Below are 16,337 nucleotides of genomic sequence, written 5' to 3' on the forward strand. Positions count from 1 at the left end.
AACTAACTAACTTCTAAACCAAAAACTTGGTTACGCCCATTTTCTTTGGCATGATACAACTGCTGATCGGCGGTCTCAATTAATGAAAACCATGTCACATCACTCGTAGGCTGCACGCTTGCAATGCCTGCGCTGATAGTGATCTCCTTAAAACACGAGTCCAAATGCTCAATATGCAAAGCTCGAACAGCATCTACTATTCTTTGCGCCATTTGTAACGCCCCTGAAAGCGGAGTTTCAGGTAGGATGCAAATAAATTCCTCACCACCATAACGGGCGATATAGTCCATAGGCCGCCGTAATACTGAGTTGATTGTTTGTGCCACCAGCCGTAAGCAATGATCACCTTCTTGATGACCATAGCGATCGTTGAACCGTTTAAAAAAATCGACATCTAGCATCACTATCGATAATGGCAATTTAGATCGGCAACATTGTTTCCATAATTCAGGAAGTCGCTGATCTAAATGACGACGATTCGCAACACCCGTTAAACTGTCAAGTAAAGCGATTGAGTGCAATAAATCTGATTGGCGTTTAAGAGTGAACTGATTCTTCACGCGCGCAGCCGTAATGATGGGATTAATAGGCTTATGGATAAAATCGACAGCACCTAGCTGAAAACCTTTCACTTCTTGAACTTCATCAAAATGACCGGTGACAAAAATAATACCAATGCCCGCAGTTTCAGGATCAGCTTTAAGATGTTGGCAAACGTCAAAACCTGACATTCCAGGCATTTCAATGTCCAACAGCACTAAATCCGGCAGTACCTTCTGGCATATCGCTATTGCCTGCTCACCATTGGTCGCCATAAACAGTTCATACTCTTCACTGAAGATTTGATGCAAAATTTTGATGTTGAGCGGCTGATCATCAACAATAACAATCTTTCCCTTTGTGTCATTTGGATACTGATTAAGTTCAATATTGTCCATTATTTACTCTCCAAAATAATACCTAGCGTCGCTATTGCCCCTTCAAACTCTAACGCTTGCACTTGCTCATTTAGCGCTGACCATTGTGGATGCCCAGATAAGGAGTCTGCTAATCGGTCCACTAAGGTCATCGCTTCTAAATTGTTTTCTTGCAGAAGAATCATGAGATGATTTAATTCAACCTTAACACTCTGTGCCAATGCGGAGGAATCGATAGGATTAGTTTGTTGAACGTGAGTTCCCTCCCCCGATTCGGCAACATCACCATAGCGAGAAAGTTGCTGACTACTCTGTTCAATCAACTCTTCTAACTTATCTGCCCAGCACTTAATATCAATAGGCTCTGAGCTTGCTTGTTTAAATTGCTTCTCTAAGTAAGCCGCATATGCTGCTAAACGTCTTGCTCCAAAATTACTCGCAATACCTTTAATCGCATGACTTATCGCTGCAGCGTTCGAATAGTCAAATCGCTTGATTGCCTCTGTAAACAAGATCAATTGCTTGTTCATTTCGGGTGCAAAACTTTTGGCCATTTTTTGGAAGAATAACTTATCCCCCCCAAAACGCCGCAGAATCAAATCAATATCATCGAGTAACTGTTTATCGTCCTGATCAGTTACCGCCTCAGGAAAAAGAGCATAATCTTGTTCAACGGACGTATATTCACGCCCAACTAAGCGCAAAATACTCGGTAGCAGTAAAGGCATATCGATTGGCTTACCAACATGATCATTCATACCTGCGTTGAGGCACTCTTGTCTATCAGACTCTGACGCATTTGCCGTCATGGCGAGTATAGGTAATGTAGCAAAACGGTCATCAGCACGAATGCGTCGAGTTGCTTCGAGGCCATCCATAACGGGCATTTGCATGTCCATGATAACAATATCAAAGGCGTTTTCGCTTTCAAGCACTAAGGCAACGCCTTTCTCGCCATCTTCTGCCAGTACCACATTGGCACCTTCATAACCCAACAACTCTTCAATAACCTGTCGATTAAGCTGATTATCTTCAACGACTAAAATATTTAGGTCCACTAACAAGCGCTGTAAACGCGGTTGAGATGGTAATTCTATTGTCTTGCCTTCTATAGCCTTGAGCACTGTTTCAGCCAACACCTGCGATGTCACTGGTTTGGTTAAAAAATTCACGAAAGGTACATTTTTGTTATGCTGGCTTTTAGCTATCACATCATGTCCATATGCTGTCAGCATCACTACGACAGGGGTGTCGCTATCAGGATGCAAATTTCGCAACATTTCGGCGGTTTGTAACCCATCTATCTCTGGCATACGCCAATCCATCAAGACTGCATCAAATGGCTTAGATTCGCCATCAGCTTGCTGCACCATGGCGATGGCAAGATTGCCACTAAAGGCAGTCTCTACCTCACAACCAAATCCAGTCAAATTTTTGTGTAAAATCTCCGCTGTTAATGGGTGGTCATCAACCACTAAAATACGGTATCCACTAAGATCTATTTTTGAGGTTTCTTCAGCAGTTGTAATAGGGAAAGTCACATCAAACCAAAAACAACTCCCTACACCGAGCTCACTGGTAACTTGTAGTTGTCCTCCCATAAGCTCAACGAGTCTTTTACTGATCGCTAACCCTAATCCTGAGCCACCAAAACGACGAGAAGTTGAAGATTCTGCTTGTTCGAATCCAGTAAAGATACGTCCAATCTGTTCGTCACTGATACCAATCCCCGTATCGGTAATAGCAATTTTCACTGTGACAGAATCAGTATCAAGGCTTAAACATTCAATACTCACAATCACTTGCCCTTGGCGAGTAAATTTTAAGGCGTTACCTGCTAAATTAACCAGAACCTGTTGCAATCTAAGTTGATCTGCTAACAGCCAAGGAGGTAGAGCCGAGTCAAGATCAAACATAACCTCGACGTCTTTATTGCCATGGTTACCCGATAGCACCACAGCAAGATCTCGCATCAGTAATTCAATCGAACAGGGATGAAGATCGAGCGCCAGTTTACCCGCATCCATCTTGGAGAAATCAAGAATGTCATTCAATAAACCTAGCAGCGATTTGGCCGCAATTTGCGTTTTATTAATGTAATCCTGCTGCTGTGAAGACAGAGAAGTATGTTGCATCAACTGTAACATACCTAACACGGCATTCATTGGTGTGCGAATTTCATGGCTCATATTGGCTAAAAATGCTGACTTAGCGGCACTTGCCGCATCAGCCTCTAGTTTTGCATTTTTTAAAGTTTCTTCTACTTGTTGGCGCTCTGTAATGTCTAAGTTTATCCCGACGACTTTCGTCGCATTACCTTGTTTATCATGCTCAACTTTGGCCGCAGCCTGCACATAACGAATCGAACCATCCGTCCTTACTACCCTAAAAATACCTTCTATGGCAGCTTTTAAGCTAGCATCAGCATTGGCGATATCATCAGGATGAACCCGACTATACCAATGTTCATAGGTTAATCCCTGCTCACGTAAGCTTTCTGGCTGATCGTAAATCGTAAACATCCGCGAATTCCAATCAAGTGAGTTATTGAGTAAATCCCAGCTCCAAATACCCAGTTGAGCGACTTCTGCGGCCTTACTTAAATGATTACTGACAGTGATTAGCGCCTCTTTTTGAAGCAATATCTGTGAAATATCGACGCCAATGCCTAAATAACCAATAATCTCGCCAACATTGTCACGCATCGCAGTAACAGAAAGTGAGACTTGAAACTGACTACCGTCTTTACGCACATAGGTCCAATTGCGGGTTTCCGAACCTTCGACTCTTGCCTTATAGATAAAAACATCAAAGCCTTGGATATCTTTACCATATTCCGCAGATAGCTCTACCGATCTTATCATCGCCTCCTCGAGCAAATGCAGAGGCGCAAGGGTAGATTGACCTATCATTTCTTCGGCTGAATAACCGAGTAAGCGCTCTGCACCACGGTTAAAAATCGTGATATTCCCTTGCACATCAGTGGCTATAATGGACATTTCAGAGGCGGCATCAAGTACGCTTGAAAGTAAGATTCCTAAATCATTTTTCTCAATTTGAGCTAACTTTCTCGCTGTGATATCAATTTTTAAGGCGATAAAGCGTTCTATTTCACCATATTCGTTAAATGCCGGCGAAATAATCGTATCGAACCATTTTAATTGTTTATTTCTATCATAATTACAAATTTCACCATGCCAAGATTGACCTGATTTAATCTGTAACCACATTGTCTTCCAAAATAACGCATCGTGCTCACCAGATTTGAGCAGTGAATGGTTTTTACCTACTAATACTTCACGGGGAAAACCACTCGCGCGACAAAAATTATCATTGACTTCAAGAATAGTGCCTTGCGGATCCGTAACAGAATAAAGCAACTGCTGATTAATGGTATCAAGTAATGTCTGGTTTTCGAGCAAAGCTTGCTGCAATGATTGCGTTCGCTTAGCCACTATTTTTTCTAAACTTGAATTTAAGTTTAATATATTTTGTTTAGCTTCTTCTTGAGCGGTAATATCACGGATAGTTTGACTGGCACCCACGATAAAACCGCGCTCATCATAAAGAGGTAGTATCGTAGTTGATGTCATCAATTCTTGACCATCTTGTCGCCGGTGACGTGATAGATGATTTAATATTGCCTTACCCGATATGACTTCTATTAGTCTTTTTTCTTCATCTGGCACAAGTCTGTGGGGCACAATTAAAGAACAAATTAATTCGCCCAATACATCAGTTTGACTATAGCCAAATAACTGTTCGGCGCCTTTATTCCAACTGGTAATTTGCCCCTGTAAGTTTAAGCTAATTATTCCATCAAGAGAGTGCTCTACCATGCTAGCCTGTCTAGCCTGTTCAACTTGAATTTGTTGTTTACGCTGTAAATTGAGGGACCAGATAGTCACTAAAGCCCCTAGCATCAAACTAAACAAACTACCTATTAACAGCCATAAGCTTGGCTTTGTTAAATTTAATGACTGAACGAATGCAGGATAAGCAATGAGCTCTAATTGCCATTTACGACCAAATACCTCTTTTGTTAAATTAAGGCTATAACTCAATGGCTGAATATTATTACCTTTGTTAGTTTCAAAAAAATGTATAGGGGATTTAATGTCAGTCACATCACTTAAACGTAATTGAGTCATGTGTGGATTAATAGATAAACCCGTAAGAACTTCATTAGTAACTAATGGCGCATAACTCCAACCATAAGCCTCTGAAAGTCTCTTTTCTTTTGTATCAGGAACTGAGTTAGTGCGGTAGATGGGGAGCAATATCAAGAATGATTGTTGGGTCTGACCCGACTTCTGCACAAGGGTAATCGGTGCGGTTAAACGCGCCTCTCCAGACATCACAGCTGAATCTGCCGCTTCTTTGCGAGACTTTTCTGATGCAATATCTAAGCCTACCGCAGCTTGGTTTCCCTCAACGGGTTCAATATACTGAATAACATATTTTTCACCCTCATGAGGATTAAACTGACGGATTTTAAAATCGGGCCAGTTGTCTTGCTTTGCACTCGCTAAAAATTCAGCTTCATCGGCACTCGATACTCGACGGATAAAGCCAAATCCACGAGCGCCTATAAATTCTTTCTCTACATCTCGCGTCAAGCTGTAACTATGGAATATGGTACGGCTAATATTGTGCTCCCCTGCTGTGGTAATCGCACCCCGAGCCCCTCGCAAGCCATATTGGTACAATGTCATACGCTCTATGATATTTGTACTTAGCCGCTCCAACTTTTCACGTAACGCCTGTTCGATAAGTAACGTATTTTTCTGCTCTATTTGCCACGCTAATCCAGCCGTGATCAGTAGGCCCATCAACAAGATTAGCAATCCCCACTTAGAGGCATTTTTATAATGGTTTAACATGCTCATAATGAACCTACTTTCTTATAATCATAGGGTTATAATTGTGGACCAACTGTAGGCGTATAGCCATCTTGATATGCAAATTCGATAACAGATACGCCAAAAGTTGCTGATGCCCATTTAGTTACAATTTCACCCTTAGCGTGAATAAACGCGAGTATTCCCATGCAATTTCATTTGCTTAGTATTAACATTGGGCAATAAATGTCAGCATTTATCGCATTCAAGCCACTAAGGTGAGCTAGTCGCCTAGGTTGAATGCGGCTATATTAGGCAGATTCGTTTTCAATTTCAGCCAGTTGGTTAATCTTAACTGTTTCTCGTCAGTAGAATAAGCACCAATCTGAGCAATTAAAGGACATCCCATGGGACAAGAAACCTCGAAAATCCTCGTCGTCGATGATGATATGCGCCTGCGAGCGTTACTCGAGCGTTACCTGATGGAGCAAGGTTATCAGGTGCGCAGCGCGGCCAATGCCGAGCAGATGGACCGCCTATTAGAACGCGAAAACTTCCATTTACTCGTGCTCGACTTGATGTTGCCCGGTGAAGATGGCCTGTCTATCTGTCGCCGTTTGCGCCAGCAAGGTAATCCTATTCCTATCGTGATGCTGACGGCCAAGGGCGATGAAGTCGATCGTATTATTGGCCTAGAGTTAGGCGCCGACGATTATCTGCCAAAACCTTTCAATCCACGGGAATTACTCGCACGGATCAAAGCCGTGATGCGTCGCCAAACCCAAGATGTGCCCGGTGCGCCCGCCCAGCAAGAAGCACAAATCAGCTTCGGTGAGTTTTCGCTAGATTTAGCCACCCGTGAGATGTACCACGGCGACGAATCGATTGCGCTCACTAGCGGTGAGTTTGCCGTACTTAAAGTGCTTGTCACCCATCCACGCGAGCCCTTGTCGCGGGATAAGTTGATGAACCTCGCCCGTGGCCGCGATTATTCTGCGCTAGAACGCTCCATCGACGTGCAAGTGTCACGTCTGCGCCGCTTAATCGAGAAAGATCCTGCAAATCCGCGTTACATTCAAACGGTTTGGGGTTTAGGTTATGTGTTTGTACCCGATGGTGCCGCGCGTCGATGAGCCGCGCTGCCATCTTAGTCTCCTGCGGTTATTGAGCCCACGATGAAACCTAAGTTTTGGTGGCGGTTTGTGCCTCGCAGCGCATTTAGTCAAACCGTGATGCTGATTGGTTGCCTATTACTGATCAATCAGTTGGTGTCTTACGTCACGGTCGCCGTCTATGTGCTTAAGCCAAGTTACCAACAAATCAATCAGTTAATCGCTCGCCAAGTCAAATTACTGTTTGTCGACGGCATAGATATTGGCCGCGAACACTTAACCATAGTCGATGCCCTTAATGCCAAAGTCCACGACGATGGCATGAAAATCTACAATCAACAGCAAGCGCATGAAGCGGGTATTGAGCAAGCCACTTACTATGGTTTCTGGTCATCGCAGATGTCGGAATATCTTGGTGGCGATGCTGAAGTCCGCGTCACCCATGGCAGCGTATTACAGATTTGGATCCGTCCACCACAGGCGCCCTCGATTTGGATAAAAGTGCCACTTATCGGCCAAAATGTTTCAGATCTTTCGCCACTCACTCTTTATTTAATGGTGATTGGCGCCCTCAGCGTCGCCGGGGGTTGGTGGTTTGCCCGCCAACAAAACCGCCCACTTAGACGACTACAAAAAGCCGCGATTGCCGTTTCCCGCGGTGAATTCCCCGAGCCCTTGCCGCTGAATGGTTCGAGTGAAATTGTCGAAGTGACTAACGCCTTCAACCAGATGGCGCACAGCATGAAACAACTGGAGCAGGACAGAGCGCTATTGATGGCCGGGATTTCCCACGACTTGCGCACGCCGCTCACCCGTATTCGGCTCGCTTCTGAGATGATGGTTGAGGAAGATCAATATCTTAAAGATGGCATAGTTAACGATATCGAAGATATGGACGCCATCATCAGCCAGTTTATTGCGTATATTCGCCAAGATCAGGAAACCAGCCGTGAGCTAGGGCAAATCAATAAACTCATTCAAGATGTCGCTCAAGCAGAGGCCAATCGCGCCGGCGAAATTGAAGTGGTGTTAACTGACTGCCCAGAAGCCCAATTCCAAGCGATTGCCATTAAACGGGTACTGAGCAACTTAGTCGAAAATGCCTTTCGCTATGGTTCTGGCTGGATCCGCATTAGCTCGCAGTTCGATGGCAAACGTATCGGTTTTAGTGTTGAAGATAATGGCCCAGGAATCGACGAGTCACAAATTACCAAACTATTTCAACCCTTTACCCAAGGTGATATCGCCCGTGGCAGTGTCGGTTCAGGCCTAGGCCTCGCCATCATCAAACGGATTATCGATAGACACCAAGGGCAAGTCACCCTCTCCAACCGCGCCGAAGGCGGTTTAAGGGCCCAAGTGTGGCTGCCGCTGGAATAACGCGAGATCACATATCGGCAAATCAAATGACAACGCTGACATTCATGTTGGCGCTTGTCATATTAGTGTCACGCTAAATTCATAAACTCAGAACAGTTAACTGGCTCTGACAATTATGAAGATTGCAAAATGAAAATTTCAACGCTGTCGCTCTCTGCTTCTGCCCTGTTGTTATTGCTCGCGGGATTATTGGCGGCCGTAGTGCTGTGGAGCAGTGATCAGCGACAAAATATAGAACAGCAAACACTCACACTGCAAAGCATACAAGAAGACTTCCTCGTCGGCGTACGCCGCGATCTCGACGGCTACCTCGCGAGCGGCAACGCTAGCCAACTGGAACAAGCGAAAACCAAACTCAGCGCCATTAAGAACCAGCTTACAGAGCTTAATCTCGCCACCATGGGCGCTACCGATAATGACTTGCAAGCAAGTCTCAGCAGCTTCATTCAAGATTTAGATACCAAGTACCGCGCCGCGGGTAAACTCGCTGGCAATCCTAGACAACTGCTGGCCCACGCCGAATCTGAAATGCTCGACTATAACCGTCGTTTGGGCAGTTATGCCGATAAAGGCTTAACCACAAATGCGGCGGTCGCCGAACAATATCTGCAATTGAGCCGCGATTTACCTTCTATCGTCTATCAACTTTCCCAGCTGACCGATGGCTACCTCATCGGCAAAAATCAGCAACTCAAGGGCATTTTAGACAGCACCAGCAAAGAGCTCAATACGTGGCACGACGCACTCAGCGCACTGCCGTTAATCGGCGTATATGAGCAGCAAGAAGCCGATGAATTTGCCCTCGGTGCCAGCGAACCGGAACAGGTTGAAGTCGGCGAAAGTGACCGCAGTGAACTGCTGAGTCTCGCCAATCGATACAATAAAGAAGTCGCTAATACTCACCAATTGCTGCAAGCCAACCAAGAGATGCAAGATCAACTCATTCAAGCGATTAGCAATGTGGAACAACAGCTTATTGGCTTAGGTGAGGCTCAAGCAGCAAAGAATCAACAGCTGAAATATGAGTTACAGCTGATCCTCTACACTATGGTTTCGATCATGGCCTTGTTTGCGATTGGTTATTTAATCCTGCAGCAAAACCGCGTCGTCAAACCGTTAAAACGTCTCAACCAAGCCTTTATGAAATTAAGCGAATCGAACAGCCGCGAGCGTTTAGACATTAATCGGCGCTGCGAGACGGGCCAAATCGCAGGTCATTTCAACCAGTTGCTGCAAAGATTTGAACAGGAAGATGAGGCGCAGCGCCAGCAAATCACTAGGGTTTCTCAATCATTAAGCCAACTGGTGGCGCGCATTACTCAGCTATCGCAGCACACGGAGCACACCCAAACGATTGTGGCCGATACGCAAACACAGACCGAACATATCCGCAGCCTCGCCAATGAGGTGAGCCACACTTCGGCACTCGTGGAAGATAGCGCCGCCGAAACCATGCGCCAAATGCAGTCGAGTCAAACACAGGCCGAGGCCGTACTGAGCGCAACCGAGCAGACGCAAACCGCCGTTGGCCTTTGCCATGCTTCCCTCGAAAGCCTGAATAACTCTGTGACGGACGTATCGAAAATCATTGATGTGATTGGCAATATCGCCGAACAAACTAACTTACTTGCCCTCAATGCCGCCATTGAAGCTGCACGAGCGGGAGAGCAAGGTCGCGGCTTTGCCGTGGTCGCCGATGAAGTGCGAAATTTAAGTCAGCGCACCCAAGTGTCTTTAAATGAAATCGTGAAGATTCTGCAGCAACTGACCCAATCGAATCATGCTCTCAGTGAGAGTGTCGATGGCATAGCAGAGGCCACCAGCAGCCAAAAACTGCGCGCTCAAAGCCTATGGCAAGTGGCGCAAACGGTGCAAAATCAAGCGAGCGACATGGCCAATACCGCCAAACAAGGCTCGCTCAATGCCAAGGAGCAAGTCGATTATCTCGATCAATTTGTGCGCACTATGGATAGTTTAAAAGAACAGGCGCAAACCAGTTCACAACAGAGTGAAGTCATCGCCCAAGAAGTGCAACAGAGCGTCGAGGATATTGAGACCAGTTTAGGCATTGCCGATGTTGGTAACTTAGCACCGCAGTCGCGGACCGCTTAACCCACTAAAATACCAATAAAAATGGGAGCCTAGGCTAGGCTCCCATCTATTTTGATGTCCGATTAAATTCGGAGCTGAATCATTACAGAGCAGCCAAAACCACTTCGGCTTTACTGGCTTCAAAAGCCTTTGGCTCTTCAACATTCAGCAGCGTCACTACGCCGTTATCTATGATCATGGCGTAACGTTGTGAACGCACGCCACCAAAACCAGCTGTATCCATTTCTAAGCCTAACGCTTTAGTAAAGCTGGCATCGCCATCGGCTAACATCATCAATTCAGAAGCATTTTGCGCTTCGCCCCAGGCTTTCATCACGAAGGCATCATTCACTGATACACAGGCAATCAAATCCACGCCTTTCGCTTTAAATTGATCGGCTAATACCACATAACCAGGTAAATGCGCTTCAGAACAGGTCGGAGTAAAAGCACCGGGTACAGCAAACAATACCACTTTTTTACCAGCAAACAGTTCAGTAACTTGGTGATTCACCATGCCATCTTTCGTCAGTTGGCTTAATGTGGCGGCTGGTAATGTTTGACCTTGAGCAATCATGTTTATCTCCATTGAGTTGAATTAACCTGTCCATACTAGCCCTATTTACCTGAGATAAACACAGAGAGAAATAAGGGCGATTAGGCGCGAGTGCGATTCATCCGCAGCCCGGCACACAAACCGAGGAATAACAGACCCCATACCGATAAACTACCACCACTTTCTTCGACAACTATAACTTCAGGTTCTCGGTCTCGGTCGCTACTTTCCAACGGCAAGGCATACAAACTATCGGTTTCATCGGCACTGATGGTCGCGACAATGTCGCTGTAACCCACTTCATACACATCAATCAACACATCATAGTGATCCGTCGCATAACCCGTGTAGAGCGTAGTCAGTACTTCATAGTCGTCTTGTGTTGAATCGCCATAAATAGTAAACACGTCTGTGGTGTAGTAATGCACCCAAGGGCCGCCATTACGACTGAGATACAGCTCAGCAAATAAGTCTGCTCTTTCATTAAGATAGGCGCCGTTTACATCGACGTCGAAGGTCACACTAAAGGTTTGATAAAATCCATCGTAGTCAAAGTCTTCGAACAAACGGCTGCTGGCATCAAAAATCGAAAAGCTGTGATACACAGGGGCGCGGTAGGGATCTTCACTAGTTGCGCTCGAACTCGGCATGCCTTGGCTCGCATGTTTCGCAGTGACTTGCTCACGCGTCATCGGCGAGGCGCCCATTAGTTGCACGCGGTTTGCCGTCGGCGATTTGGCCGATAATACGGGCGCCAAGGATTTAACGGCCGCAGCGGCAGCTTCAGTGACGTTTTTTGCTGGCGCCGCTTGTTGTAACAGGGCTAAAGCTTGCTGCTCCTGCTCGGCCGCTTGCTCGCTGTTTTCGGCTTTTTTGGCAATGCCGACACTGGCCGCAGTAAATGGCGTTAAGCTTTGCGATGACTCTAGTTCGCGGGGCTGAGCGCTAACAGCGGAGGACGCTAAAAACAGCGCGGCAATGGCCGTCGCTTTAATGAAATGACCGTTAACTGTGGCTGCCATACCTTGTTTATTGAGTGTGTTCATCTTGAATACCCCATGGATAACCCGTTCAAATTGGAGCCATTAAAGTGCAATGAAGGTGAACATAAGCTGAACATCAACATTTAGTGTTTTTTAACGTAAAAATACGTTCAGCCTTAGTTCATCTGGATTAGCCGACACTAGGGCATATTGAATGCGAGCATAGGAATAGACTCGCTGACAGAGCTTCAGTTCTGTCACGCATAACAAAATGACTACCAAAGTTAATTTTGATGGAATTGTGCCAACCAATTGGCTGATCTCTATGTGTTTGTTAAGGTGTTGAGGTATTCTTAGTCGACTCGATAAGTTATCCATCTCATTCATTAACTTAAGATCGCCGAACATTGCGGGTACCAGATATGAAACTTGGTTTGACATTGGCCCTAATCGCTTGCTTATTCGCTTCCTTTGGCAGCATGGCAGGCAATGATAGACAGGATGATCGCAATCAGTCTCGCAGCCAAAATGCGAAGAATGAGCAACGCCGTCTGGCGGTCAATAGCCCAGATCAAGCTGTGGCTATGGTGCAACGCCAATATCAAGGCAAGGTACTGAGCGTGCAATCCAGCGGCTCAGGGTACCGGGTTAAGCTCCTCAATAATGACGGCCAAGTGTTTTCTGTCTCAGTGGATGCCGCATCTGGCCGAGTGTCGAGGAACTAACTATGCGATTGTTATTGGTTGAAGATGATTTAGAACTGCAAACGAACTTAAAACAACATCTGCTCGACGCCCATTACAGTATCGATGTGGCGAGCGATGGTGAAGAAGGCTTATTTCAAGCACTCGAATACAACTATGATGCGGCGATAATCGATGTCGGTTTGCCTAAGCTCGATGGTATCGCGCTTATCCGTAGCGTGCGCCAACAGGAACGTGACTTCCCAATCCTGATTTTAACCGCGAGGGACAGTTGGCAAGATAAAGTAGAAGGACTCGACGCCGGTGCCGACGACTACCTGACGAAACCTTTTCATCCCCAAGAACTGGTCGCGCGGCTCAAAGCCCTGATCCGTCGCTCTGCCGGCAAGGCCAGCCCTTTAATTTATAACGGCCCATTTAGCTTGAATACCAGCAGCTTAGAAGTGCGTAAAGGTGAAGAACTGGTTAACCTCAGCGGCTCTGAATACAAGTTATTCGAATTTTTTATGCTGCATCAGGGCGAAGTGAAATCTAAAACCGTATTGACGGAGCACATCTACGATCAGGATTTTGATTTAGATTCAAACGTCATCGAAGTCTTTATCCGCCGGTTACGTAAAAAACTCGATCCTGATAATCAATACAACCTGATTGAAACCCTGCGCGGCCAAGGTTATCGCCTAAAAGCGTTAACGCTCGAGCCCACTGCCGATGAGTAAACGTGCCATTGTGTGGCAAGTATTGAATTCCCTTAAAGCGCGCTTAGTGATTAGCGCGCTATTGTTTATCTTAGTGTTATTACCTTTGATCGGCGTTGCCTTAAACGATGCCTTTACCGAACAAGTTAAAAGCGCGACCAAAAATGAACTCAGCGCCTATGTCTATTCGATACTCGCGGTGACTGAAGTCGAGAATAAACAAATCTCTATCCCAGAATTAGTACTCGAAAATCGTTTTAACCTCATTCAATCAGGGCTGTATGCCATTGCGACCACTGAAGATGCCAGCGGCAAACAAACGATCGTGTGGCACTCGCAATCTTTTATGGGCATGGTGCCACCGCCGCATTTTACCATCCCAGCAACGGGTCAAAGTGCCTTTGAGCAAATCGAGCTCGCCGAACAACCCCATTTGATTTATAGCTTTAGCGTCAGTTTTGCCAGCCAAAATCAAAACGTGCCAGTGACGATTCACATCATTAAGGACGAGCGCGAATTTCAGCAGCAAATCGATCAATTTAATCAACAGCTTTGGACTTGGCTGCTAATCTTAATGTTCGTCATGCTGGTGTTCCAACTGAGCTGGCTAGTGTGGACGCTGCGGCCATTGGCGCGCTTTACCCAAGAGTTACATTCCGTCGAGCAAGGTAAGTCGATGCAGCTAAGTAGCCAGTACCCCACTGAATTACAAGCGGTTGCTCGGCAGCTTAATATTTTGCTCAATACCGAACAAACCCAACGAAAACGCTATCGTAATGCCTTGGCCGATCTTGCCCACAGCCTCAAAACACCGCTAGCGGTGATCAAGAGTCAGGCCGACTTAAGCGAAGCCTCAAGCGAGCAAGTGTCGGTGATCAGCCGCATTATTGGCCACCAGCTAAAACGTGCCCAAACCGCAGCGGCGGCCTCGTGGCATTTAGGCATTCGCGTCGATGAAGTCGCCGCTAAGTTATTACGCACCTTAGCTAAAATTTATCGTGAGCCGCAAATCAATCTCAGCGGCGAGATGGCAGACGCAGCAGTATTCAAAGGTGATGAAGCGGATCTCACGGAAATTCTCGGTAACGTGCTCGACAACGCCTGCAAAGCGGCAAAGTCCACGGTTAAATTAACCGTGACCGGCGATGCCTATCAACTGCTTATTTGCATCGAAGATGATGGGCCAGGGATCAGTGAAGCGCTGCAAAATCAAATCTTTGAACGCGGCATTCGCGCCGATTCCTATCATCAGGGTAATGGTATTGGGCTTGCGATCGTGCGCGATTTAGTCGACAGCTATAACGGCAGAATTTCAGTCTCACGTTCAGAAACCTTGGGCGGCGCCAAGTTCAGCATTAGTTTCGTACATTCTATTTAACCATTAATTTCAATATCATAAATTTAAATCCCCTCCTACATTGCGGTTAAACATCACTTTTTAACTGCAAAAATGCTTTCAGCTTATGTTCATATTCAAACGCCTATGATGCCCATAACATCCTCGAACAGGATTATTGGAGCAAACCATGAACAGACTACATAAATGGAATTGGCTAGTGTTAACGGCAGCATTAGCAGCCTTGCCTTTCACTACCACAGCACAAGCTGCGGGCGTATCTGTGAGCCAAGGCTCGAGCGCTACGGCAAGCCAAGCCGAACTCGAACAAATGCTGGCGCCTATTGCCCTGTATCCCGATAGCTTATTGACCCACATACTTATTGCCTCGACTTATCCACTCGAAATCGTGCAGGCACAGCGTTGGTTAACCCAGCGCCCCAAATCATCGATCGATCAACTGATGTCGCAGGCCGAAGATCAAGACTGGGACCCGAGCGTCAAAGCTTTACTGGCCTTTCCGACGCTGCTGCAAAAAATGAGTGAAGATCTCGACTGGACTCAAAGACTCGGTGAAGCCTTCTTAGAAGATGAAGGCCAAGTGATGAACAGCATTCAATCCCTAAGACAGCAGGCTGATAAAGCGAACAGCTTAGCAGACATGGATAACATGGCGATCACCCGCGCCAACAATCAGATCATCATAGAACCCGTTAAGCGAGAAATCGTCTATGTGCCCTATTACGATCCGCGTGTGGTTTATGGCACATGGCGCTGGGGTGTGGCTTATCCACCGGTTTATTGGGAATTTGGCGGCTATGCTGGCTATCCCTATCGTCCAAGCCATAATCATTTCTACTGGTCACCGGGCATCCATATTTCCTTTAATTACTTCTTCAGTTCATTCCACTGGCACAACCATAAAGTGGTCGTGATCGACTATCGCCATTCACACCGCTATCGTCCACGTGAAAGATACACTGTCAGCTATGGTGCCCAGCCTTGGAAACATAAACCCGAACATAGACGCGGCGTGAGTTACCACAACCCCGTCGTGAAGCAACGCTATTACAACGAAAATAAGTATCGCGGTAGAGATTCATACTCTAGCGGCAACAAGCAACACTTCAATAGCCAATATTCGAAGTCAAAAGAACGCCAAGATACCCATAGCAATCAGGGCAATATCAGTAATCAGGGTTATAAGAGTCGTGACAGTAAGGACTATCACAACGCCAGCCGTGAACGTGATAACCGCTCACCGAGTTATCAAAAAACGCAGGCCGAGTTAAAGGAACGTCGCACCGCGGCTATGGTACAAACGCCGACTCACAAGGATCGTAATGACATGCAATCAAGACCCGTGCAGTCAAAGCCAATACCATCGAGGGAGCCGCAGCAAAGGCAATACCAAACTCGTGAATCGCAGCCGCGTAATGTCGATCAACAAAGGACGCAGCCACAAAGGCAAGAAAATCCAAGGACTGCGACCCCAAGAGTTGAAACGCCACGACCCGAGATAAGACGCGCAGAACCGCAACGTATTGAACAACCAAGGCAAGCGGCGCCGAGACAACGCGAAGACGTAAGAGTGAGACAAAGTGAGCCACGCCAAAATGCGCAAACCGCTCGCTCGTAGAACATAACCAAGGCCGCTCAACTCAAAGCCAAGAACGCCGTCATAGGGAATAATCCCGCTATGGCCGCAGTAACACAAAG

The 16,337-nt window shown here is 46.3% G+C and carries 10 protein-coding genes and 1 pseudogene; 7 read left to right on the forward strand and 4 right to left on the reverse strand.

Annotation, left to right across the window (positions count from 1 at the left end):
* Positions 1-2: 2 nt before the first annotated feature.
* Positions 3-938: a diguanylate cyclase gene (locus K5Q99_RS07440; RefSeq protein WP_220776487.1), complete on the reverse strand. Its 936-nt coding sequence runs from the start codon at positions 936-938 to the stop codon at positions 3-5.
* Positions 938-5,806: a PAS domain S-box protein gene (locus K5Q99_RS07445; RefSeq protein WP_220776488.1), complete on the reverse strand. Its 4,869-nt coding sequence runs from the start codon at positions 5,804-5,806 to the stop codon at positions 938-940. The genes K5Q99_RS07440 and K5Q99_RS07445 overlap by 1 nt, the downstream gene beginning before the upstream one ends.
* 359 nt (positions 5,807-6,165) lie before the next feature.
* On the opposite strand from K5Q99_RS07445, the gene ompR reads away from it, so the two are divergent.
* The 3 genes from ompR to K5Q99_RS07460 all read left to right on the forward strand — a co-directional run bounded on the left by ompR (position 6,166) and on the right by K5Q99_RS07460 (position 10,362).
* Positions 6,166-6,891: an osmolarity response regulator transcription factor OmpR gene (ompR, locus tag K5Q99_RS07450; RefSeq protein WP_006079507.1), complete on the forward strand. Its 726-nt coding sequence runs from the start codon at positions 6,166-6,168 to the stop codon at positions 6,889-6,891.
* A gap of 42 nt (positions 6,892-6,933) precedes the next feature.
* Positions 6,934-8,250 carry a two-component system sensor histidine kinase EnvZ gene (gene envZ, locus K5Q99_RS07455; RefSeq protein ID WP_220776489.1) on the forward strand — a complete coding sequence of 439 codons (1,317 nt, stop codon included), beginning with the start codon at positions 6,934-6,936 and terminating at the stop codon, positions 8,248-8,250.
* Positions 8,251-8,379: 129 nt separating this feature from the next.
* Positions 8,380-10,362, forward strand: a complete 1,983-nt coding sequence (locus tag K5Q99_RS07460; protein WP_220776490.1) for a methyl-accepting chemotaxis protein — start codon at positions 8,380-8,382, stop codon at positions 10,360-10,362.
* A gap of 82 nt (positions 10,363-10,444) precedes the next feature.
* Here the strand turns inward: K5Q99_RS07460 and K5Q99_RS07465 are convergent, their stop codons facing one another.
* Positions 10,445-10,918 carry a peroxiredoxin gene (locus K5Q99_RS07465; RefSeq protein ID WP_106649008.1) on the reverse strand — a complete coding sequence of 158 codons (474 nt, stop codon included), beginning with the start codon at positions 10,916-10,918 and terminating at the stop codon, positions 10,445-10,447.
* Positions 10,919-10,998: 80 nt separating this feature from the next.
* Positions 10,999-11,943 carry a choice-of-anchor H family protein gene (locus tag K5Q99_RS07470; protein ID WP_220776491.1) on the reverse strand — a complete coding sequence of 315 codons (945 nt, stop codon included), beginning with the start codon at positions 11,941-11,943 and terminating at the stop codon, positions 10,999-11,001.
* A 359-nt stretch (positions 11,944-12,302) separates the two neighbouring features.
* Between K5Q99_RS07470 and K5Q99_RS07475 the strand changes: the two genes are divergently transcribed.
* The 4 genes and pseudogenes from K5Q99_RS07475 (at position 12,303) to K5Q99_RS07490 (ending at position 16,310) form a co-directional block, all read left to right on the forward strand.
* Entirely contained in the window at positions 12,303-12,605 is a 303-nt protein-coding gene (locus K5Q99_RS07475; protein ID WP_220776492.1) for a PepSY domain-containing protein, read from the forward strand.
* A 2-nt stretch (positions 12,606-12,607) separates the two neighbouring features.
* A complete protein-coding gene (locus K5Q99_RS07480) occupies positions 12,608-13,303 on the forward strand; it encodes a response regulator transcription factor (protein ID WP_220776493.1) in 696 nt (231 codons plus the stop codon).
* On the forward strand, positions 13,296-14,660 hold the full coding sequence (locus K5Q99_RS07485; RefSeq protein ID WP_220776494.1) for an ATP-binding protein: 1,365 nt from the start codon (positions 13,296-13,298) through the stop codon (positions 14,658-14,660). Before K5Q99_RS07480 ends, K5Q99_RS07485 begins: the two co-directional genes overlap by 8 nt.
* A gap of 148 nt (positions 14,661-14,808) precedes the next feature.
* Positions 14,809-16,310, forward strand: a pseudogene (locus tag K5Q99_RS07490) (DUF3300 domain-containing protein).
* Positions 16,311-16,337 lie beyond the last annotated feature (27 nt).

It is taken from the genome of Shewanella hafniensis (genome assembly GCF_019655335.1).
Classification (GTDB): domain Bacteria; phylum Pseudomonadota; class Gammaproteobacteria; order Enterobacterales; family Shewanellaceae; genus Shewanella; species Shewanella hafniensis.